The organism is Acinetobacter sp. A1, from assembly GCF_012371315.1.
Lineage (GTDB): Bacteria > Pseudomonadota > Gammaproteobacteria > Pseudomonadales > Moraxellaceae > Acinetobacter.
On the sequence record NZ_JAAZQY010000027.1, the window covers coordinates 1 to 22,897 of the forward strand.

Annotated in this window: 22 protein-coding genes, 1 tRNA gene and 1 riboswitch; all 23 genes read right to left on the bottom strand. The window is 41.3% G+C overall.

Annotation, left to right across the window (positions count from 1 at the left end):
- Positions 1–210 precede the first annotated feature (210 nt).
- The gene (uca, locus tag HHA41_RS09825) at positions 211–3,837 is read right to left on the bottom strand and encodes an urea carboxylase (protein ID WP_168461543.1); all 3,627 of its coding nucleotides are present in this window, start codon (positions 3,835–3,837) and stop codon (positions 211–213) included.
- Positions 3,830–4,504: an urea amidolyase associated protein UAAP2 gene (locus HHA41_RS09830; protein WP_168461544.1), complete on the bottom strand. Its 675-nt coding sequence runs from the start codon at positions 4,502–4,504 to the stop codon at positions 3,830–3,832. The genes uca and HHA41_RS09830 overlap by 8 nt, the downstream gene beginning before the upstream one ends.
- A gap of 12 nt (positions 4,505–4,516) precedes the next feature.
- Complete coding sequence (locus HHA41_RS09835; protein WP_168461545.1) at positions 4,517–5,254, bottom strand: urea amidolyase associated protein UAAP1; 738 nt, start codon at positions 5,252–5,254, stop codon at positions 4,517–4,519.
- Between the two features lie 27 nt (positions 5,255–5,281).
- Positions 5,282–5,393: riboswitch (guanidine-I (ykkC/yxkD leader) on the bottom strand.
- Positions 5,394–6,270: 877 nt separating this feature from the next.
- Positions 6,271–6,648, bottom strand: coding sequence for a hypothetical protein (locus tag HHA41_RS09840; protein WP_168461546.1), 378 nt, complete (start codon positions 6,646–6,648; stop codon positions 6,271–6,273).
- Positions 6,649–6,781: 133 nt separating this feature from the next.
- Positions 6,782–7,225: a P27 family phage terminase small subunit gene (locus HHA41_RS09845; protein ID WP_168461547.1), complete on the bottom strand. Its 444-nt coding sequence runs from the start codon at positions 7,223–7,225 to the stop codon at positions 6,782–6,784.
- A 112-nt stretch (positions 7,226–7,337) separates the two neighbouring features.
- Positions 7,338–7,691 carry a hypothetical protein gene (locus HHA41_RS09850; protein ID WP_168461548.1) on the bottom strand — a complete coding sequence of 118 codons (354 nt, stop codon included), beginning with the start codon at positions 7,689–7,691 and terminating at the stop codon, positions 7,338–7,340.
- Complete coding sequence (locus HHA41_RS09855) at positions 7,688–8,392, bottom strand: HK97 family phage prohead protease (RefSeq protein ID WP_168461549.1); 705 nt, start codon at positions 8,390–8,392, stop codon at positions 7,688–7,690. Before HHA41_RS09855 ends, HHA41_RS09850 begins: the two co-directional genes overlap by 4 nt.
- Before the next feature lie 2 nt (positions 8,393–8,394).
- Positions 8,395–9,342 (bottom strand): hypothetical protein, encoded by a 948-nt coding sequence (locus HHA41_RS09860; protein ID WP_252726730.1) that lies wholly within the window; start codon positions 9,340–9,342, stop codon positions 8,395–8,397.
- Positions 9,343–9,411: 69 nt separating this feature from the next.
- Positions 9,412–9,774: a helix-turn-helix domain-containing protein gene (locus HHA41_RS09865; protein ID WP_168461551.1), complete on the bottom strand. Its 363-nt coding sequence runs from the start codon at positions 9,772–9,774 to the stop codon at positions 9,412–9,414.
- A 357-nt stretch (positions 9,775–10,131) separates the two neighbouring features.
- Positions 10,132–12,168: a DUF3987 domain-containing protein gene (locus HHA41_RS09870; RefSeq protein WP_252726731.1), complete on the bottom strand. Its 2,037-nt coding sequence runs from the start codon at positions 12,166–12,168 to the stop codon at positions 10,132–10,134.
- Positions 12,165–12,470, bottom strand: coding sequence for a hypothetical protein (locus HHA41_RS09875; RefSeq protein WP_168461553.1), 306 nt, complete (start codon positions 12,468–12,470; stop codon positions 12,165–12,167). Before HHA41_RS09875 ends, HHA41_RS09870 begins: the two co-directional genes overlap by 4 nt.
- A complete protein-coding gene (locus tag HHA41_RS09880; RefSeq protein WP_252726732.1) occupies positions 12,463–12,774 on the bottom strand; it encodes a hypothetical protein in 312 nt (103 codons plus the stop codon). Before HHA41_RS09880 ends, HHA41_RS09875 begins: the two co-directional genes overlap by 8 nt.
- Positions 12,775–12,776: 2 nt before the next feature.
- Positions 12,777–12,989 carry a helix-turn-helix domain-containing protein gene (locus HHA41_RS09885; protein WP_168461555.1) on the bottom strand — a complete coding sequence of 71 codons (213 nt, stop codon included), beginning with the start codon at positions 12,987–12,989 and terminating at the stop codon, positions 12,777–12,779.
- On the bottom strand, positions 12,986–13,189 hold the full coding sequence (locus HHA41_RS09890) for an AlpA family phage regulatory protein (RefSeq protein WP_168461557.1): 204 nt from the start codon (positions 13,187–13,189) through the stop codon (positions 12,986–12,988). The genes HHA41_RS09885 and HHA41_RS09890 overlap by 4 nt, the downstream gene beginning before the upstream one ends.
- A gap of 93 nt (positions 13,190–13,282) precedes the next feature.
- Positions 13,283–13,969: a hypothetical protein gene (locus tag HHA41_RS09895; RefSeq protein WP_168461559.1), complete on the bottom strand. Its 687-nt coding sequence runs from the start codon at positions 13,967–13,969 to the stop codon at positions 13,283–13,285.
- On the bottom strand, positions 13,969–15,174 hold the full coding sequence (locus HHA41_RS09900) for a tyrosine-type recombinase/integrase (protein WP_168461561.1): 1,206 nt from the start codon (positions 15,172–15,174) through the stop codon (positions 13,969–13,971). The genes HHA41_RS09895 and HHA41_RS09900 overlap by 1 nt, the downstream gene beginning before the upstream one ends.
- A gap of 175 nt (positions 15,175–15,349) precedes the next feature.
- A tRNA-Val gene (locus tag HHA41_RS09905) sits at positions 15,350–15,426 on the bottom strand.
- Positions 15,427–15,458: 32 nt separating this feature from the next.
- Complete coding sequence (locus tag HHA41_RS09910) at positions 15,459–17,483, bottom strand: DUF3488 and transglutaminase-like domain-containing protein (RefSeq protein WP_168461563.1); 2,025 nt, start codon at positions 17,481–17,483, stop codon at positions 15,459–15,461.
- A 5-nt stretch (positions 17,484–17,488) separates the two neighbouring features.
- The gene (locus HHA41_RS09915) at positions 17,489–18,397 is read right to left on the bottom strand and encodes a DUF58 domain-containing protein (protein WP_168418203.1); all 909 of its coding nucleotides are present in this window, start codon (positions 18,395–18,397) and stop codon (positions 17,489–17,491) included.
- 7 nt (positions 18,398–18,404) lie between these two features.
- Complete coding sequence (locus HHA41_RS09920) at positions 18,405–19,367, bottom strand: AAA family ATPase (protein ID WP_168461581.1); 963 nt, start codon at positions 19,365–19,367, stop codon at positions 18,405–18,407.
- 151 nt (positions 19,368–19,518) lie between these two features.
- Positions 19,519–19,824 (bottom strand): YbdD/YjiX family protein, encoded by a 306-nt coding sequence (locus tag HHA41_RS09925; RefSeq protein ID WP_168418202.1) that lies wholly within the window; start codon positions 19,822–19,824, stop codon positions 19,519–19,521.
- Positions 19,825–19,835: 11 nt separating this feature from the next.
- Positions 19,836–21,935 (bottom strand): carbon starvation CstA family protein, encoded by a 2,100-nt coding sequence (locus HHA41_RS09930; RefSeq protein WP_168461565.1) that lies wholly within the window; start codon positions 21,933–21,935, stop codon positions 19,836–19,838.
- Positions 21,936–22,132: 197 nt separating this feature from the next.
- Positions 22,133–22,702, bottom strand: coding sequence for an elongation factor P (efp, locus tag HHA41_RS09935; protein ID WP_004971615.1), 570 nt, complete (start codon positions 22,700–22,702; stop codon positions 22,133–22,135).
- Between the last annotated feature and the right edge of the window lie 195 nt (positions 22,703–22,897).

The following is a 22,897-nucleotide window of genomic DNA, read 5'->3' on the forward strand; positions in this document are numbered from 1 at the left end:
TGTCCGCGAGTAGTGAAAATTAAAGCACAAAAATATCCAAGAAAATGCCAGTCAATTTCTTAACTGACTGGCATTACTTCTTATTATAAGGTTTTAACATAAATCACTAAAATTCAGGCATGAAAAACCGCCAAGGTTGCGCGGACTTCCAAAGAAGAACTAAGCGTGGCGGCTATGTTAGAAATAGTCTAGCACTCTTACACTATTTGTTCAAATACCTCTTATCGTAATCAAAGCCACAGGCGCCAACGTAAACAACACCTGCCCCGTTTTCACCGTTTGTCCTTTTTCAATAGTAATGGCTTCGACCTTCATACGCTCAGGCGCAATAATTGGAATTTCGATCTTCATCGCTTCAATCACTGCAAGCGTTGCACCTTCTTCCACAATATCGCCCGACTGACATTCAATTTTCCAAATTGAACCCGGCATATGCGATTCAACCGCACAGCCACCATCAGGAATTTCAACCCCTTCACCATCATCCACAGCATCTAAACTTTCAGACACATATTCCGCAAGACCAGCTTCATGCCAGCGACGGCGCTCTGCATCAAAGTTGGATTGCTGTACAGACTTGAATGCTGAAATGGATTCTTGATTTTCAGTTAAAAAGTCATTGTATTCTTTTAAGTTCAATACACCTTCTTCAATACGCAATTTTAAACGACCTGCTTTGAAGTCCTCACGCATTTGCATCAGTTCAGCTTCAGATACTTCATAAAACTTAATTTGGTCAAAGAAGCGCAGTAACCACGGTTTACCTTGTTCAAAGTCAGCATTTTTACGGTAGCGTGACCACATTTGTGTGGTACGACCCACAAACTGATAACCACCCGGACCTTCCATACCGTAAACACACATATAGGCTCCACCGATACCCACGGCATTTTCAGGCGTCCACGTCCGTGCAGGGTTATATTTGGTGGTGACTAAACGCTGACGTGGATCAAGCGGGGTCGCCACAGGCGCACCCAAGTACACATCCCCCAAACCCATAACCAAGTAACGGGCGTCATAGACCACATCTTTAACGGCTTGTTTGTCTTTTAAGCCATTAATACGACGGATAAATTCGATATTATCTGGACACCACGGCGCATCTGGGCGCACGGTTTGCATATAGCGTTCAGTTGCGAGTTGCGTTTGTGAATCCTCCCAAGCCAGCGGCAAATACACAGTACGAGATGGTACTTGCATCTCGGTCACATCAGGCAGTTCTGCTTCAGCCACTTGCAGCAAACGGAGTAAATCAAGTTGATCAAGCTTGATCGAATCAAAATGAATTTGCAGTGAACGAATACCCGGCGTCAGGTCGATAATGCCCTCAATATTTTGCTGTTGAACCCATTGCATCAAGGCATGAATACGGAAACGTAAGTTCAGGTCTAAAACCAGCTCACCATATTCCACCAACATATAGTTATTACCAGCAGGACGATAGACCACATCAGGCGCACCGTTTAGACCTGCTAAGGTATCGAGTACGGCATTGTTCAGCGTAGAAAGTTCAGGATAGAACGATTCATCAAATGTCGCCGCTTGCGTATCGGTCGCTTCTAGCTGCGCATGATATTTTTCATTTAAAAGTTTGGCTTGGTGATAACTCACAGGGACAAACTTGACTTTGTCACCCGCTTTGAGTTGACCCAATTTCCAAAGCTCAGAATTGATCACTACCGCTGGACACACGAAACCGCCTAGGCTTGGGCCATCTGGACCCAAGATAATCGGCATATCGCCTGTAAAGTCGATGGCACCAATCGCATAAGCATTGTCATGAATATTGGATGGATGCAGACCCGCTTCACCCCCATCCTCACGTGCCCATTCAGGTTTTGGACCAATTAAACGGATACCGGTACGGCTGGAGTTAAAGTGAATCTCAAAGGTATTGGCAAAGAAAGTATCAATATCATTTTTGGTAAAGAAATCAGGTGCACCATGTGGACCATACATCACGGCAATTTCCCATTCATGGCTGAATGTTGGGATCTGTTCAGGCGCTAGTGCATTGATGTCATCCGATGTAAATGCTGTGATTGGAAGCATATCGCCAATTAATAAGTTACGTCCTGCATGACCGCCAAATTGACCAAGGGTAAAAGTCGCTTGTGAGCCTAAGTAATCAGGCACATTCAAACCGCCTTTAATGCCGATATAAGTACGGCAACCTGAGGTGATTTTCCCACATTTTAAAATTTGACCTTTACGCACATTCACGGTTTGCCACATTGGCACAGTCACACCATCCAAAGTCGATGGCATATCACCACCTGCCAATACAATCTGGCTATCGCAATGGAATTTTAAGGTAGGACCCTGCAAGGTACATTCCAACCCTGCGGTGTTATAGGCATTGCCAAGCAGTTGGTTTGCCACATTTAAAGATAGTGGATCAATCGCACCAGAAGGTGGTACACCAACATCCCAATAGCCCAAACGCCCTGTGACATCTTGCACAGCGGTTTGAATACCAGCTTGTAGGACTTCAATTTTTTGGGTTTTCCACTCAAATGTATTTAAGAAACGTGTGGTTTGTGTGCCTGCTTTAAATACATCACAGTCGATAATGTTTTGTAGATATTCAAGATTTGTTTCAATCCCTGCAACTGAAGTTTTGGCCAAAGTTTCGGTCATGGCTTGAATCGCGGACTCACGATCATCAAAGGTCACAATGATTTTGGCAATCATCGGGTCATAGAACGATGAAACGTTTGAACCTGTTTCTACCCAAGTTTCATTACGCGCATTGGCATCAAACTCAACATGGGTCAAAAGCCCTGCACTTGGCTGGAAGTTTTTGATTGGGTCTTCGGCGTATAAACGCACTTGAATCGAATGACCTTTAGATTCAAGTTTCTCAGTTGGTGCCGTCCAGTCACCGCTGGCAAGGGTCACCATCCATTCGACTAAATCAACACCAAAGACTTGTTCGGTCACGCCATGTTCTACTTGTAAACGGGTGTTAACTTCAAGGAAGTAGAATTCTTGTGTGTCGGTGTCCATCACAAATTCAACTGTACCCGCAGAACGGTAGTTCACTGACTTCATCAGTTGAATCGCGACATTTTGGATATAGGCACGCTGTTCATCGTTGATGTGTGGTGCAGGCGTTTCCTCAATCACTTTCTGGTTACGACGTTGCACCGAACAATCACGCTCACCGAGTGCAATTACCTGACCTTGACCATCACCGAAAATTTGCACTTCGATATGTCGGGCATTTTGGACAAATTTCTCAAGATACAAACCCGCATCTTTAAAGTTGGCTTGGGCTAAATAGGAAACCGTTGCATAGGCATCTTTCAGTTCAGCTTCATTCCAAACCAGACGCATGCCAATCCCGCCACCACCGGCAGTACTTTTTAACATCACTGGATAGCCAATACGTTCTGCTTCTAACAATGCTTCAGCCTCATCTGCCAATAACTGACTACCCGGCAGTAAAGGTACATTCGCTTGAATGGCAAGTTCACGCGCGGTATGTTTCAAACCAAAGGCACGCATTTGTGCTGAGTTCGGACCAATAAAGGCAATACCTTGTGATTCACACAAATCACAAAATTCAGCATTTTCAGACAAGAAGCCATAACCAGGATGAATCGCTTGCGCACCAGTTTGTTTCGCGACTTCCAGAATTTTTTCGACATTTAAATAGCTTTGGCTGGCGGGTGCTTCGCCGATATACACTGCTTCGTCCGCTAAGGTCACATGCAATGAATCACGGTCTGCCTCGGAATAGACTGCAACAGATTGGATGCCCAACTTTTTCAGGCTACGAATCACACGACAGGCAATGGCACCACGGTTGGCGATCAGAACTTTATTAAACATTTTTTGCTTCCTCGCCTTCACGGATAATCAATTGAATTTGGGTGGGGTTATAGGCATTACATGGATTGTTGAGCTGTGGGCAGTTGGAGATCAGCACAATCAAATCCATCTCTGCTTTCACTTCGACATATTTACCCGGTGCAGAAATGCCATCATCAAATTTAAGATGCCCTTCACTGGTAACAGGCACATTCATAAAGAAGTTAATGTTTGGCCCAATATGACGCACATTCAGCCCATGCTTTTTGGCAATTGGGTGTTGCGACAGTGCAATCATGAAATTGTTACGGCAACTGTGCATAGGATATTTGTCATGCGCATAACGAACGGTGTTGCTTTCACATGAACATGCACCACCCAAAGTGTCGTGGCGACCGCAGTTATCATCGTGGATGGTGGCAATTTTATTGCCACAGTTGGTGTATAGCGTTGTGCCTTTTTCTAAATAAATTTGCTGATTAATCGCTAAAGTATCGGTTGCGCTATAACGCTCTTCAGGATTTGAAGCTGAGATAAATAGCGTGTCTACAGCTTGATTACCTTCTAGGTCAACAATACGGAAATACTGCCCTTTTTTTACTTCACACATCCACGCGTCACCAGCAGGACAGATTTCACTCAATACTGATTTTTCTAACTTTTGTTTTAAATTGGCTAATGCAGTCATGATCTATTCCCCTTAAGCACTTAAAGCGTAGTAACGATTATTGTTTTGAAAAGCACGCTGATTTTGCGGGCATGAATCACGGCAAACATCGCTGTCGCCTAAAGGCAAAGCCTTAAACAGGGAAAGTTGAGTATCCGCTGAGGCATATTCTGTGCTGTTATCCAAAGCATGTGGTGCAGACGATAGGAACACTAAACAGTCCATTTCAAAGCGTAGTTCAAGTACTTGATCGGTATTGTCAGAAGCGACGTAAGATAAATTACCGTTATCATCGGGTTGAACTTTAGAAAACAGATTTAAAGTACTGCTCAGGTCTGTCGCCGATAAACCGAATTTGGTCATCTCTAAAAGCAAACTATCTTTGCCATTGCGAAACATGTCATTACGCGAATCTTGAAAAGTTTTAGAGCCAAATTGCTGTTCAATTTGTTGTGCAGTACTTGGCGCACAAAAAGCATCGTTCCAACCGTGATCATCTTTGACAATCGAGATCATGGCGCGACCTAGGTCAGAAGCCAAAATATTGCCTGTACTTAAAAATGCAGTATGTTGTGCCTTGAGACTATCTGGCATGTTATAACGTTCGAGTTTGTCCTCAGCATTGACACAGTACAGTGCGACATTGGCATGTTTGCCTAAGGATTTTAGTTGTAATACGGCGCCACGCTGAATGCGTGCTGACCAGTGATGTCCACCCGGTAAGCGTTCAGTCCACAAAACCTGATCTTCATGATAAGTTGTTATGCTCATATGCATCTCCCCCAATCGTTACGGATTACCTCCCGGGCTTTTATCCCTCCGTGTAGCTTGAGTTTGAAACTTAAGCCGTGAACTCTCGGTCTCAGACACACATGAGTTTTCATGTATCGGAACCCTAGATCACTTTATTAGGCTTAAGAAAAGCAAATGGCATGCCAATTTAGTATTACGTTTTTAAGGTTTTATCACACTAAATATAAGGCTGAATGGTAAGTTTTGATTCAATTTAAATGCAGTTGCACTATTATGAAGCTGTATTGCACAAAGATTAAAAAAATAGAGCCACCCTCTGCCAATTCAGACTTGATTAAATGTCGCAATCTAAGCATGTATTTGGTAGCTGCTCCATAGAAATTTTCTGCTTTGATACATTTTTGACTTTAATATTCAGGGTTAACTTGTACTTCAAGAGCAATTTCTTGAGATGACTGTGATATAGACTCCTCTTTCCTCTTCTGTAGTTCCAACTCAAAAGGTCGACTGTACTTTTATTCGGCTGGATGAAGTTAACTGCGGCATCTTCGCCGATATTAAAGCTGTTCCATGGGTGCTGAGCTGCTGGTTGTTTTGTTGGATGTTGAGGGTGTTGCCATGTTGATGAAGAACTTGGATTCTCACTTTTAAAATAATACGAATATTCCAAGAATTAGGGATATTGTTAGGTCACTGGGGAGTTCAATACTCCTGGCTGTTGGGAGCGGTTGATACGGAGGTGATGCTTTTATACTGATCTTTCTGACACAAATCCTGACACAAATTAAGTTTTAAGTGTATCTAAATAGCAACTTTGGCAACATATGCAACAAGCTAAAGGCAATAAAAAAAGGCTTGCAAGTACATGAAATTCCTTGCAAACCTTTGATATATATGGTAGGCATATCCAATACCCAACTACAACATAAACCATTGAATAAATTAAAGTATATTTTCATATAAACTACAATGTACAAGCCTGTGTACATGAAAAGTAAATCAAACTAAACCGATAATATTGGCTCATTTCTCTTTTATGTGCCCGCAGTTGAGGGTTTTGGCGGTTTTCTAGCATAGAAGTACGGCATTAAAAACGCAGCAATTTTAACTTGCTGGGTTATATGTATTTCCTCGCAATTCATATAAAACAATAAAAGCTCTAATGGATTATCTTCATTTTGCATAATGTATTTAATATCAACAAACCCTTTAGCATGGGGTTTGCTTTCTGCTTTTAGCTCTCCAGCATAACCTTTCTTTCTCAAGTAAAAGATTATCTGTTCATCCTGCATTAATCGGTAGGCTGTTTGTCTTGGGTATTTATATCCAGCACGTTTTGCGCTCTCATTAGGCGGCAAACCTTGCAAGATTCCCTCAATAAAAATTGCCTTTTTATATGTAAAAATTCTCATTTCAAACCGTAACTTTTTCCTAAAAACAGAATTTTTTTTATGCGTGCGATTGGGCGGGGTCTAGAAAAAAAGGCTTTATTTAGCTTTCAACTTGCCCCCCCTTAACAGTTATCACTGGTAATACATCAGTAATTTAAGATGGTCTAGCCAATAAATCGCTATCCTCTGTCTGTTCTACTGCTTTCTGTGCTTTCCTGTGCGCTGTGTTCTTTGCAGCATTCTGCCCACTCTGCACGGTAGCAATGCAATGAATCTGTAAAAGCCTGCACATAGAAACGCTACGTTTTATTGCTGTGTCCAGTAGTGACAGCTTGGGGTTTAATGTTGGGTTGCCATGCGTATTGGTAAAGACTTCGCCCTCTGCTTCAATTTCCCTTTGCAGTCGGTCTATCTGCTGCATGGTCTTTGCTAATGTTACTGCATGGATTAAATCGGCTGTGGTCCATAGGTCGGGTGCTTTGGCTTCCACAATGCTATCCCAAAATGGTTTCTGCTCTTTAGTAATCTTCAAAGGTGCTGGCACTTTAATTTCTGATTTCTTCAATATTTTTGAAGTAACGCTACTGGTCTTTGCCATCTACATTTCACCTCATTTTTTAAAGGTTGCTATAAAATAAGATTGTGGGGGTGGTCTTTGCTATTGAATCACTTTTAGCAATTAGCACCCCCCACTTACATATAGAGTGAAGTTAAGCTCCAAATATTCCTTTACCGTTATTCTTCACACCGTTCCAAATAACCTGAGCTTTCTTAACTCTTGGGTCTTTTGAGTTCTTCTTGAGATAACCATCAAAGTCATCTTTCTGCCCATGAAACAACATCCCGATGCGGACTAATTCCAGTGCTTCAAAATTGTCCTCATGTTTCAGCATTAGAATTGCAATGCTCTCCAAAGGTAAACACTGAACACTTGAGATGAAGTCAATCTCCCTTGCTGTCATTCTTCTACCAGCATGAACATAGACTTGCACACACTGAGGTGAGTACCTGTATTTATTGTTAGGCATCAGCCCCATCATTCTTGTTCTATAAGTCACACTCATAATTCACCTCTAAGGCTATCGGCAAAGACTTTAACCATGTCGGCACGTTCAGCACCGAACTCATTAATGAATGGCTCTAATAAGCTCTTGCGGTTCGCTGTGTCCATATAGGCGAGCTTTGCACCTAATAACTTCTCATTTGCGGTTAGTGCTGAAGCTATGGATTGTGATGGAATATCTGACAAATTCACCACTGTATGCGGTACGCCTGATAAATTTACTGCACCTGTGCTTCTCTGTTTTGCAGCCTTATGACTTGTAATTTTTGCACCCGATTCTGCTGGCACACTTACCAGTGATACTTCTAGCAATTCACTTTTCAGCCAAACTGTTGTGCCTTGCGATCTGTCATAGTCCAGTGGTCTAAAGCCAATGCTGCATGATTTAATCACGCCCATTTTTACCGACTCCCAAACCGAGTCAGTCAATTGCTGTAAATCAGATGGTGTTTCATACTTGGCGATTTGGGCTGTCATCTCCAAACCTTTCTGAGTTTTTTTTAGGCTCAAAATGCGACCAAGTATTTTGTCATGCTGGTGCTGCCATAAAAGCGGTGGCAGATTCTTTTCGTCATACTCAATTCCTTGAACACTTACGATTTCATTTGTGCGGTCTAAAGCACCACTATTGGCAATCGCAGTAATGATGCGCTGCCCATCACTGGCAGCTTTAATACTCACATTTTGGAATATCTTATTCATAATTACGCACCCACTTCGGTTTCAATGATGGTCGCTGTGTAGCCTGTTTTGAATGCGTAACCATTTACACCCATGATTTTTACGGCAATCTTATTCTGCTGGAATAGTGCAACTGTTGTACCTGTGCTGTCGTACACATTGGCTTCATTGGTCAATTTAATTTCTACACTTGGATCAGCAGCCAAAACCAATTTTGTGAGGTCAAATACAATCTTCTGATTTTGTGGTACGGATTTATTTGTAATAACTGTGATGCCACGAAGCGAGCCACCATTCACACCTAAGCTATCAAGCTCCAGCGTGTTAGCTATCTCCAGTGCGGTGAATGGGTTAATTAAAATCACTGCGTCCTGTGGGTCATCAATTGAAGCCAGTGCATTTGTAATGTCTGCCAGTAGTGTTGGCATTGTTGAACCTGTTGCAGTGGTCACAGTGGCATCAGTAGTTAGCATGTCAATGAAGTCTGCGTTTTCGCCTGCGATATAACTATTCTGCAATGCTGTATTAATTAATGGCTCTACTTGTGCATAGTAATCACGGCTTAAATAACGATCAGGGAAAATCGCATAACCGCCAATTTTTTTAAAATCCAAAGTGAAGCCAATTTCTGACGTTTCAGACAAAATCGCAGTAGGCTGCGCCTGTGTTACAACTTCACATGCTGAAAGGTCAAAACTTGAAAGGGGCTTGTTTAGTGGCATGGCTAAATGTTTGCCAATCGCTTCAATCTGACCAATGAGAGATTTTTCTTTAATCAGATTTACAAACTGCTGACTGGCTGCGATTGCTGCATAATCTTCCTGTGATGGGCTAGTGAAGTCCTTTTGCACCATCAGTTTAGCTACTGCACTATTCTCCCCGAATAGATCAATCGCATGTTTTGAAATATGCTGGTGTGGGTTCAATTCAGCTTGACGCTGCACAAATAATTTTTTAGCTAGAGTTGTCATAAAAAAGCTCACATTAAGTAGGTAATATGAGCAAAATATAAGCATTAATTATTATTCTGTGTTTTGTCTTTATAACGGCTTATAACTATCACGCTTAGCCAAATATTCAGCTAAATCCCTCAATGTGTATCTGTACTCAATTCCGATCTGCACACATCTTGGGGTGAGTCGTTTTTGATTCCTTGCCACCCGAAAAAAGGATTTTGATTTATTTAATATTTGAACTGCTTGTTGTTCTGATAATGTTCCGTTTGCACATGGCTTAATACCTTTCTCAATTGCAGCAACATACAGTCTATTGAGGTAGTGACTTAAGTCAGCTTCTCTCTCCAAAGCAGCTTTTTTTACCTGTTCTACAATTGATTTTGCCTGCGCTCTATTGATTCCATTTTCCTGTAAAACTGTTTCTATAATTTCAGGTTGTACCATCATTGCCAGCACCTCTATTGCTTGACTTTTACTCAATATCTAATCAACATTGAGTTGCACTTTATGGTGATTTTTTTCGCTAAATTAGCTCCCTATTTCGGGAGCTTTTTTAGGTCTATACACTTGAGCAATCTGTTGTTGCTATTTTCTTAGTCTGAGAATCGGGCTATTTTGGCTAAAGTCGCTGTAAGCCTTGCCATGTATAGCTTTCGCCTTAGCCTATGGCTTGGCTAAAGTTGGCTAAAAAGGCTAAGATTCAACATCTGTTAGCATCATTTTAGCCCTTTTAGCCTTTCTTAGCCTTTGGGTTGGCTAGAGTGAAAGTGTTACTGTATAAGGGTTTCAGGCATTTTAGCCCTTTTAGCCCACTTTTGAGAAAAGAGGATTTAAAACCACATATTCCTTTTTCCCGATTTGCTCGATATGGATATGCTCAGCATCAATTAAGTGGTTGAGCGCAGCATCACGGTTATTTTTACTGCGTAGGTGCTTTGGATAAACAGTAGTTGAAATGGCTGATTTCAATATCTTTGATGAATCTTGCTTTTTCAACCATTCCAGCATCAGTTCGCTGTCTGACTTTTCCGCCTTGCCGTAGTAGCGCAGCCACTCATCTAAAGAGTATTTGCAAAGGTCTATAGCGTTTTGCATGATACGAGCGTCAATATAATCAACCTCTGAGCAATACGCTAAAATTGCAGCAACTCTCAAAACATACTGATTAGTGCGTAAAGCATAAGCTCTGATAAATTCATACTTTCCACCCTTGCCAACTTCCTGCCCGATATGGTTCTGATACTGAATGTGTAACCTCTCAGCATCTTGGCATTTTGTAATTATCACTCTGCCATCGTCACCAACAAAAAGTTTATTGCCAAAATACGGAGTGGTCAGCATCTTCTCGCAGAACTTCCAGTACGCTTTTAAATCCTCATCATCGTATGGTTTGATGCTCTGCTGCTCTAATGTCACTTCACGGTGCTGGAGTGGCGTAGGTGCTGCAAATAAAACTCTAGCCAAAAAACCTTGCTCACGTAGTAGAGAGTTGGTTAGGGCGGGTCTTGCAACAACATCCTGCACAGCAATATCTAGGGAAAAATATTTGTTCTCAAAATAATGGCTATCTTCCGCATTTCTTAAAAGTGCATTTCCCTTGCCAGTATCAACTAGGTCATTTAAAACGCTAATTGATTCGCCTACAGTGTCGCTTTTTAATGAGTAGCCACTAAAGAGATAGCCACCCTCGCCAGTTGCCCATATATAACTGTTGCCAGCTCCGTCTGCCATCATTCTAATAATGGCTTGTGTCGTGGTTTTCTTGAATCTCGACATCGGGTTCACTGGAGCGTCACCACGCTCATCTGATTTCTTTTTACTCCAGCTGTTATAATCTGCACGAAACTGCTGCATATTTTCAGATTCGATTTTCTCGCTGATTTTTGAAGCATCACTCTTGCAAACGTCTTTGCCCTCTCCCGATGGAAAAATAGTAAGCATGAATAGGCTGCATGGCTGCCCTTTTTCTGACTTGTCGCTGGGTGCTTTGATGTGTCTTTGCGCTATATATGCTTGCTCACCTAAATAAGTTTGTGCCGCTACTGCTAACGGTACATTGTGAAAATGAGCGGATTTCTTAATGGCTTTTGCAATAACATCGGGGAAAGCATGAATAGGATATTCACCCTCAACATATTGGCTCGCAACGTGTAAAGGTTGTGGTTCTTCCCACTCATGCGCCTGTGGCTGTTCAAATAAATCCTGATCTATTGATTGCTTCAATTGATTAACTTTTTCTAAAAACAGTTTTTTAATACCTGCTTTAGTAAGTTCTTTAAAACTGTCATCCAATTGAACAAATAAATCAGAATTGTGTTGAGGTGCGGACTTGCCTGCAATCAATCTAAAAACAGATTCAGGCATACCGTTGTTTATAATCTGATACGCTTCATCAATATCGTTATGAAGTACAACCGATTCGCCAGCCTTCGCAAGTTTCACAAATAAATCTATATTGTCTGTACCTAGAACATACGACATATATTTATTATTTGTGTTGCTTGCGAATACTCCAGCTTCACCAATCAAAAATGATACTTTCTGAGAATCAATTTCTTTGTGCGGTGTCTGCTCTGTGTCGTATTTTTTGGCAATGCCTGTGATTGCATAGCCTACAATTTTGTCCAATTGCTCACGATTCACATAAGGCAGTGCTGTGCATTCTTCACAGTTATAACTAGGCAATTTAGAACAAATATAGCTCTCAGGCTTAACTTTGAGATTGCGCTCATCAATACAACCTGTCGCAAAATCTTCAATCGAATGATATTCGGTTGTATTGCCTGTCACTGGATCGGTGCTAACTGCTAAGGGAGCGTTAAGAGTGATTTTTGCGTTCATACTTCACCCCCTTTAGCCGCTTCATACTTGGCGGTGTAACTCTCTGCTAGTTCTGCATGTTGGCTATGTCTGTTCTCAGCAAGATATTCATACATCTCTATATGCTGCATCAATTCGCCAAAATGATACTGTGTGACCTCTTTGCCACTTTTAGCTAACTCATTTAGTTTTCTGACTTCTTTGCGAATATGAGAAATGGCTGCACTCATCCAGTGCATATCACTTTCAGCAAGTGAGTAGGCATCTGAAACATCAGCAAGATAATGAACAAGTGAAACGGTTTTTTGATTTTGATTAGGCATGAGAATGCGCTCCTTTTGTAAGTTTTGGAGCTTGCACTTCACTGCTAAATGATTGGTGCAAGCTCTGAGGGTTGGTTAGCAGACTGGCACAAAAGGAAACCAGCACACCCGAAGGTGTCCACCCCCCAAAGCCTGCATAGAGATACGCAGACGCATAGAGAGAATACGCACAAAAAAAGTCCTTTAAGGACTGTGCGCCTTTTGAATTATAGCCTGCTAAAGCTAACTTTGAGATTTTGCTCAAAGCCCGATTAATATAACCGTACTTGAGCATGTTAGCAATATTGAATAACTTGTTTTTCATGCTTACACCTCTTTAACAAGCTCATAACGTGCATGTCTACCAATGCCTGACTTATTGCGCTCGTTATGGGTAACAATGTCATAACCTGCATTTCGTAAACGCTGAATAATTGCGCTCAGGCGGTAGCAATTAAAGAGGTAGATAGCTTCAGCTTGTGAAAGGGTTTTGCCTTGCTTGAGGTGTGCCAGGACTTGTTTTAATTGAGTGTTGTTCATGCTTTAAGCTCCCCAGTACGCTCTGCTTTTTTCTTCTCCAGCCATTGCTCTAGCTCTTTAATATCGAAGAACACTGGAGCTTGTTTGCTGTTGCCTAGCTTTATTGGTTTTGGAAAGGTGGGGTCTTTGAGTTGAACTTTACGCAAGCCATCACGACTGAGGCTTAAGAGGTCGCATACTTCATTGAATCGCTTTAACATTAAATACATCCTTTTGCATTTACTTGGGATGTACTTAATTATCTACATGGCTACATAGAAAAATAGGAAAAATCTTTCGGCTGTAATTTTTCCTTAAAGTTGGCGATTCATTTCATTGCCACCAGTAGCAAAGTTATTAATGAGATACTCTGAACGCTGTAATGCCTTGATAATTCTTTTTTTTCCAGAGTAATCAGGATAAATATTTTCAACTTCTGGGTAGAGTTGTTCTGCTATTTGAGATTCATCAAGTCCGCTATATTTCGCATCCAATATTTTCAAATATTCTTTCCAATCACTAAATCTATAATTTTTTATGACCATATTTATTTCGTCATATTCCCCTCTGAACTTTATATCTTCTTTTAATTTTTTTATCTGCAAGTCAATAGGTATAGATAAATCTATCACAGCCAGTTGCATGTGCTTTGATTGAAATTCTGTGAGTGACCTTAGTAATCCATGTAAATATCTTTCATCTGTATACCAATCTCTTTTTTTGTCTTCTGCATATCTCCTATAGCTAGGCAGTTCAATAAACCCTATTTGAGTTGAAATAAAAGCAAGCCCCATATCATTTTTTGGGTCAGGCAATCCTCTCAAGCCAAATTTCCATACATCTGACCACTCTCTAGGGTGTGAGTAGTTTTTATGCTTTTCATAAAATGCTTGATACTCAGGGTTGCGTCTTATGAACTCCCACCGCCAACGCTCCAAGCTCTCACTAAAATCGTACTGTTCATCAATAAGATAATTCTTAATTGGATACGGTATTTTCATTATTTTTCTCCCACCATCCGATCTAATTCATCTGCCCACCACTGCATGATCTCGATGCGCTCATCAAAGTGCTGTGCTTTATCATATTTACCCTTTACGCCCTTTTTGATGTGACCTAAGCACGCTTCTATGACCTGCGACTTGTCACTAAATTTATTATTTAATGCGGTGCTGGCAATATGTCTAAAACCATGCGGATTCTGTCGCCCTTGATAGCCCAAGCGATTTAACGCAACATTAAATGTCATATTGCTTATGGGCTTTTCTAAACTGTCACGGCTAGGGAATAAATACTCCGATTCTGTTTTATAGGTGTGTAGCTCTCTAAGCAATTCAACCGCCTGTTGTGGCAATGGTACAGCGTGAACAATACCTGTTTTTGTTTTCTCTGCTGGCTTAATCCACTCGGCTTGATCTAAATTAAAATCATCCCAAACGGCTTCCCGAAGTTCTGAGGGTCTAGGGAATAATAACGCCAACAACTCTAAACCTATTGCCACTGGTCTTGATGGATGCTGCCTAATTGCTTTTATTAATCTGCCCACTTGATCAAGTTCAACATATTTCATATTGCCCCTGTCGCCCTTGTTTAAAAACTCTGTCATACCATCAAGCGGATTAGATTCGATCTTGTTTTTAAACTTGGCAAGGTTGTATGCGCTTCTACAATATGAGCGTAATTTTTCAACCTGTGTATAAATGCCTAAATCTTCCTGCAAACCTCTAAAAAAATCTAACCATTCATGCGGTGCTATTTCTAAATAGTTGCGCTCTCCAAACGCTGGAATAATGTGCCTATTGATTGACTTCACCGCTTTGTCATAGGTGACTGCATCCCAGTTACCGTTCTTGGTTGCAAGCCAGTCATTCATCAAAACACTGAATAGTAAATTTTCCTGTTCAATCTTGTTTTGTTTAATCTTCTGCTTGGTTTCAAGCTGCACCCCAGCATAGATATTTTCCTGAAATTCTGCTGCCTTTTTTCTAGCAACAACTGCTTTCATCGCTGGATATGAGCCAATGCTCAACCATGACCACTTACCATTTTCTTTTTTATATCTAAACAACCATGATTTTTTACCGCTTGGCTGTACCCGAAAATATAAGCCGTTAGCATCTAACTCCCGATATTCTTTTTCTTCAGGTTCTAATCCATCCAATACGGCTGGTGATAATGGTCGCTTCTTTATTTCGCTTCTTTTCATAACCTTGTACACATGAGTTAGATTTTTAACGCAGTGTACACCACCGTGTACATATTTTTAACTATAAGCGAAGTTATGTATCTTTAAGAAAAGCAATAAAAAAGCCCTAAATCGTTATAATTCAGGGCTTTATTACCTATATGAAGTTATGTAACAACATATAATTTTGATGTATTGGTAGGCATATCCAGACTCGAACTGGAGACCTCTACGATGTCAACGTAGCGCTCTAACCAACTGAGCTATACGCCTAAAGTGCTTCGCATCATATTCAGTTTTGTTTTTTAAGACAAGTCCTTTCTACGCTTTTTTAAAGCATCCGCACAAGTTTTAAGCAAATCAAAAAATAACGATTCAGAAACAGGCTGAGAATCCACAGCATAAATATAGCGTTGATACCACAAAGCAAGCCGCTTAAAAGCTGCTTGCTCATCATCATCCACAAGCTCTGCCAAGCGCTGCATCCACGCAGTTACAGTTTCAGCATCCTGTTTTTGTAACTCCAATGGTAAAGTTTTGGAAAACCTCTGCAAAGCTCGATCAACCCTAGAACTGTTCTGATGCTTTTTCCAATAAATCCAACCAAAGTATGCGAGTAACAACAGCGCAATACCCGAAATTAGCACGATCACCAATGCATAACTCGAATCCAAACCCAATCGCCCAAACCAATGACGTTGAGATGTTGCATCATAGCCCACCACCTTACTCTGCCATTGATAACTGGCGTAATCACTCCACACACGCAAATTGCGAATCAAATTTGAATGTTGGTACTGCCAAATTTGCGCATTATCGCCCAATATAGTGCGATCTTCGGCCATCAGGTTTTGCATGCCTCCATCAATACGTTGTGGAGCAATGATTGCCGTCGGGTCTATACGCACCCACTGCTGATTCAACATCACTTCTGTCCAAGCATGTGCATCTTGCTGGCGCACTTCCCAACTTTGTGCATCAGGTGCTAGTTCCCCTCCCTGATAACCCACCACCACACGCGCAGGAATTCCAACATAGCGCATCAGCAAAGCAAAACTAGAAGCATAGTGTTCACAAAAACCCTGCTTGGACTGAAACAGAAATTCATCTACCCGATGCTGTCCCAATGTTCCAGGTTTCAAGGTATAGCTAAAGCCCTGATCACGATACCATTGCAACACATTTTGTACGTAGCGTTCAGGCTGTTGCTGACTTTGTGCAAACATCTGCATGGCAAATTGCTGTGCCTGCGGATCAGATTGAGTGCGTACTTGAACATTTAAGCGCTGACTAAATTGTCGATAGCGCTCACTCTGTCCATGATCACCCTGAATTTGTGCAGACTCACCCACCCACTGTAGAGCTATGGGTTGAATTCTGCCACTTTGCCGCTGTGGAATAATACTCCAGTCACGGCGCAACAGATAACCCTGTTGGTTGGGTATAGATTTTTCTAGTGCCATCACCCATTGCACTCGTGGGTCTGCTGCAATGTATTGATATTCAAACTTCGTTTGTTCGGACTGTAATTGCGTGACTTGGATTGGTTGGTGATTGCTAAAATTACTGGTCCAGGTTCGGCCATCGTATTGATCTAGCACCATCGCCCGCCAGTAAAGTTTTGAACGTGGCGGAAGTTGCTGCATATTTCCCACAATACGAAACGCCAAAGCAGAAGATTGCGATAATTCGGCAATATCTCCAGGTGACATCGTATCGCTAATTCCCGTCACGCCTTTGGCCTCTGGTATAGGTACGTGCCACAATGGTGGTAAGCGTGGAAAAAATAAAAACAGCAACAGAAAAAATGGTAAAGCGTATGCAATAAATTTAGCGACATGCTTTAAATCATTTTTGGCATCTTGTTTAGTTGTGTTGCGTAAGGTATCAGCAAATTCACTTTTCTGAATCCGATACAATCCAATCAAACAGCTTAATAAACATAAAATGACAATTGCCGTCATCCACATACTTTGGCTATATAAAAAGGAACTCGCACTTACGAATAAGGCAAAGTTAAATAAAATAATCAGGTCGCGTTTATTGTGACTTTCTAAGGCTTTGGCAAATAAGAATGTGCTTAATAATGCCACTCCAGCATCTACACCAATCAGCGTTTTATAACTGAGAAAAATACTGATTAAAGCAGCAATGGTCAAAGCAAAGGTTAAGGTTTTAGAAATACGTGCTGTTTTTTTTCGATAATGCACAAACAATATCAGCCACATAAGGGCAAAAATTACACTCAACGCCAACGGACTAAACTGCAGATGTGCGATTAAAATCAGAAATAAACTGAGTAAAATCGATTGCTGAATTGAAGTATGCATCGTCATTAAGCCTGTGCCAAAAGGATTCTAGCCTGTTTAAACTGTCGCTCGCCTATCCCTTTTTCAAGCGTCGCATGTGGTAAAAACATGGCATAAATCAACTGTTGTTGTTCGCATTGCTCTACTAAACCCATCATCAAACTTAATTTTTCTTCATGCGATGTTGCAGGCATGTGTTCATAAGCAATATCGATATGATGCTGGTCTTGATATTGTTCAAATACTTTGACATACAAACCTTGACCACGTGCTGCTTGCTTCCACGATACGGCTTGTAAAGAATCGCCCGTTTGGAAATCACGTAGCTCACGAAATTCATCTAAGTCAGGTTGAAAGCTTTGCTGTTGCTGTTTATTTTCAGCACGAAAAGACATGCTACGTGGTGCAATCCAAGCATGACGAGTCAAGTTTAAGTACGTCCACGCACGTACTAAGCCAAAAGGATAAACCGAGTAAATTTGCAGATTTGGATAATCCAGTCGTCCGCGTTGCTCTGCATAAATGGTCAGTTGATGCTGTTGTTTCAGTTCTTGAATCAGGACTTTTTCTAATTGTGTGTCTATCTTAATCCATAAATAACGTGCTTGGGCAAAGTCTTGTTTGAAATGCAATTGTAATTGCAAAGCTTCACCGACTTGCCCCACTTCTGTGGTCAACACCTCAATCTGCAAGTCATGTAATTGCTTAAAAGTTAAATAAAAACTAATGCATAAAATGGCACTGATCAAAAAGCAAAAACCTAATATCAGGTTATTGCCATAATTCACACCTGCTATGAAGGTGATCAAAATTAGTACCAAATACAAATAACCTTGCTGATAGATAAACACCAAAATATCTTTTTGCTGAAGGGTTTTGCTTCGTTCAAATTTAAAGCGTGAATTGATCCAGTTTTGCCATGCCTGCTTTAACATGATGACACTAACTCACTTTGACCTGTTGCATCACATGCAAAGCTTCTGCTTCATTGAGTCCGATACGATGTGCTGCAACGGCCACAAATACCGCTTGTATATCATCGGCACTTACAAAGCTACGCTGTTCAATTAAAGCGTGTGCTTGGGCTGCTTTCTTTAAAGCCAAAACCCCTCGGGTAGATAAACCATGACGTTCTTTGCGGGTTTCTGCAGCCAAATCTAGCAAATATTCTAAAGCCGCTTCTGAAACGTAGATGTCTGTCACAAGTTTCTGCAAGTTTAAAATTTCGGTTTCAGTAAAAATATGTGCCAAGCTGGTAATTAAAGCATGTCTGGAGTTTTGCTGTAGCAGCATTTTTTCTGCAAAACGTGACGGATATCCTAAAGATAAACGCATCAAAAAACGATCTAGCTGTGATTCAGGCAAGGCATAAGTACCACTTTGAAACAGCGGGTTTTGCGTGGCGATTACCCAGAAAGGTTGTGGCAATACATAACGTACGCCATCTACCGTAACTGCACCCTCTTCCATGGCTTCGAGTAAGGCACTTTGAGTTTTAGGCGAACAACGGTTAATTTCATCGGCCAATAAAATTTGGGTAAAAATTGGACCTTGTTTAAACTCAAATTGATGTTCTTTTTGATTAAACATATTCACCCCAATCACATCACTGGCCAGCATGTCATTGGTAAATTGAATACGTTGGAATTTCAGCCCTGCCAAATGTGCCAAAGCACTAGATAAGGTGGTTTTACCCAAACCAGGTAAATCTTCAAAAAGCACATGCCCACCTGCCAGTAGACAGCTCAATGCAAGTTTGGTTTGTTGTTCTTTATCTAAAATAATCGTATTAATTTCAGTCAAGAACGACTGAATTTTGGCGGCATAAGATTCAACTTGTTGTTGTAGTTGCTGCTGTGTTTGTGTGTGTTGTTGCGTTTGAACTTTTTCCTTACCCCAAATCACAGTCACTCCCCCTATTCCCCAATAAAAAACGGCGTATGTTTTAACATACACCGTTTTCTTAAATTTCCAAAGAAATCCTAGAGATATTCTGATTCACCTTTCAGGCACTTTTCAAAACACCGCTCAACCTGCTGAAACTACTAAACAGCCATCAACAAGGACATTTTTTCAAACCACCTTTGGCCGATGGATAACGTGCATCGACACAATAGCGATAGAAAGTTTTGGCATCCATGGCTTCCAAATCTGGATGATGCTTCTGCATGTGTTCCAAATAATTTTGATAATCAGGCACACCTACCATCAAACGAAAGCTTTGTTGCAAACGCTGCCAAAGTGTTGCAATTCTTGACCAGTTTTTAGGATTCAGAATCAAATCCTTTTGCGACATAATGGTCATTTTAATAATTTTATACACCACGGTTTTGCCATGTTGTGCAAATTTTAAATTAATCATGTAATTGCTCCTTAATGGCCGCCATTTGGTTGAATGGTTTCAGGATCACGATAAATCGCTTCAGCTTCATTAACAGTTGGCGTTGGACTTGCCAATGCACGACGAATCACTCCAATTGCAGCAAATAACATCACAAAAGCTACAATCATAAAGAAGCCACATAACACAGCATTAATTTGATTGGACATCACAATCGTTTGCATTTCGGTCACTGTTTTTGCAGGTGCCAAAATTTCATTGCGCTGAATTGCTGCACTAAAACGGTCTGCCTGCGCCAAGAAACCAATTTTAGGGTTATCGTGGAAAATCTTTTGCCAACCTGCGGTCATTGAAGTAATGAATAAGAAAACGGTTGGAACGATAGTGACCCAAACGTATTTTTCTTTTTTCATTTTAAACAAAATGGCTGTACCTAAAATAAGCGCCATCGCTGCCAAAATCTGGTTACCAATCCCGAACAGTGGCCATAAGCTGTTAATACCACCTAGCGGATCGACCACACCTTGATAGACGAAGAAGCCCCAACCTGCTACCGCCACTGCAGTACCGAGTAAGTTGCCAAAGAAGTTATGTGAATTTTTCACTGCAGGAATCACAATACCCACTGTGTCTTGCACCATAAAACGGCAAGCACGTGTACCTGCATCCACTGCAGTTAAAATAAATAAGGCCTCAAATAAAATTGCAAAGTGATACCAGAACGCCATCATCGAACGGTTATTAAAAATTTCCGTGATGATATGTGCCATACCAATTGCAAAAGTTGGCGCACCGCCTGTACGTGACAGAATTGAACTTTCGCCCACTTCTTTTGCCAAAATGGTCAAAGCTTCAGGACTAACCACAAAACCTAAGTTGCGTACTGCTTCTGCTGCACTTTCAACAGTGGTGCCTAAAACGGCAACAGGCGCATTGATAGCAAAATACACTCCTGGATCAAGCACAGTGGCACAAATCATTGCCATAATGGCAACAAAAGATTCCATCAACATGCCGCCATAACCAATCACACGAATGTCTTTTTCGTTATTGACCAGTTTAGGGGTCGTGCCTGAAGAAACCAGTGCGTGGAAACCCGAGATCGCACCACAAGCAATCGTAATAAATAAGAAAGGAAACATCGAACCCGCAAAAACAGGGCCAGTACCATCAATAAATTGTGTCACGGCAGGCATTTTCATTTCAGGCATTGCAAATACAATCCCGACAGCCAAACCTGCAATCACACCAATTTTTAAGAAGGTAGATAAATAATCACGTGGCGCCAACAGTAACCACACAGGCAATACTGAGGCAATAAAACCGTAAGCAATTAAGCACCAAGTCAGCTCTGTACCACTTAGGGTAAACAGTGGGCCCCAATAGGGATGTTGTGCTACATTTTCACCGTAGATAATACCCATCATCATCAGTACAAAACCAATAATGGAGACCTCTGCAATTTTCCCTGGGCGGATAAAGCGCATATAAATGCCCATAAAAATTGCAATTGGGATGGTGGCTGCAATACTAAATACACCCCACGGGCTATTGGTTAAGGCTTTAACCACGACTAGCGCCAGCACAGCAAGAATAATCACCATCACACCCAATGCACCGAGCATGACAATCACACCTGCAAATGAACCGAGTTCTTGCTTGGCCATTTCACCCAAAGAGCGACCATCACGACGGGTCGAAATAAACAATACCAAAAAGTCCTGTACTGCACCCGCCAACACTACGCCCACCAAAAGCCAAATAGTCCCTGGCAAATATCCCATTTGTGCAGCGAGAATAGGCCCGACTAAAGGACCTGCACCTGCAATGGCCGCAAAATGGTGCCCGAACAGCACGCCTTTATTGGTCGGCACATAATCCAAACCATCTGCCAAACGATGTGCAGGGGTTAAACGTCGTTCATTTAATTCAAAGACTTTGGTGGCAATAAATAAACTGTAGAAACGATATGCGATGCTATAGACACAGACTGCGGCTAAAACCAACCAGACTGCATTGACGTGTTCACCTCTACTGAGTGCTAAAATCCCGAAAGACACTGCACCCAGTACGGCAACCAAGAGCCATATAATTTTTGAAGTCAGGCCTGACTTCGGTTGAACTGATTCCATGTCACTCTCTCTTTATTGTTACATTTTAAGCATTTACTATTTTTCGAGATGAAGCTTAATTTCCGAGATTCCTTGTGTGATGTTGCTCCTTTTATTTTATTTTTCACCTATTCTTTTACCATATAATCAAATCAACAAAAAAGGGGGAATGATCTAGATCACTCCCCCTTTTTCAATAATCGTTTATAAATAAACCATTATGCACGTTCTAGGTATTCACCTGTACGGGTATCTACACGAACGCTTTCTTCTTGCTGTACGAATAAAGGAACACGTACCACTGCACCTGTTTCTAATTTCGCTGGTTTACCGCCACCGCCAGAAGTGTCACCACGTACACCTGGATCAGTTTCTACAATTTTCAATACCACGAAGTTTGGCGCATTAACTGTTAAAGGCACGCCGTTGAACAACATAATGGTACATTTTTCGTTTGAATCGTCTTTCAACCATTTTGCAGCATCGCCCATTGCGGTTTTATCTGCAGCAATTTGTTCAAAAGAAACAGGGTCCATAAAGTTCCACATTTCGCCATCGTTGTAGAGATATTCCATTTCCACTTCTACAATGTCAGCGGCTTCTAATGAGTCACCAGACTTAAATGTTTTTTCTAAAACTTTACCAGAACGAAGGTTACGAAGTTTTACGCGGTTAAACGCTTGACCTTTACCTGGCTTTACATATTCATTTTCCATGATTGAACATGGGTTACCATCAAGCATAACCTTAAGGCCTGACTTGAAATCATTCGTAGAATAATAGGCCATGACTGGCACACTCCAAACTGACTAACTTAACTATTTATGCCGTAATTTGAGCCGCAAACGAATACTGAACATATTGGCAGCCCTACGACATCTTTTTTTCATCGGGCGTATTGTAAATGAGCAAGCCATAATGAAGCAATGAAAATCCACTACCGATCACTTCAAGATATCGGTAAAATCGACTGCTTTACTGTG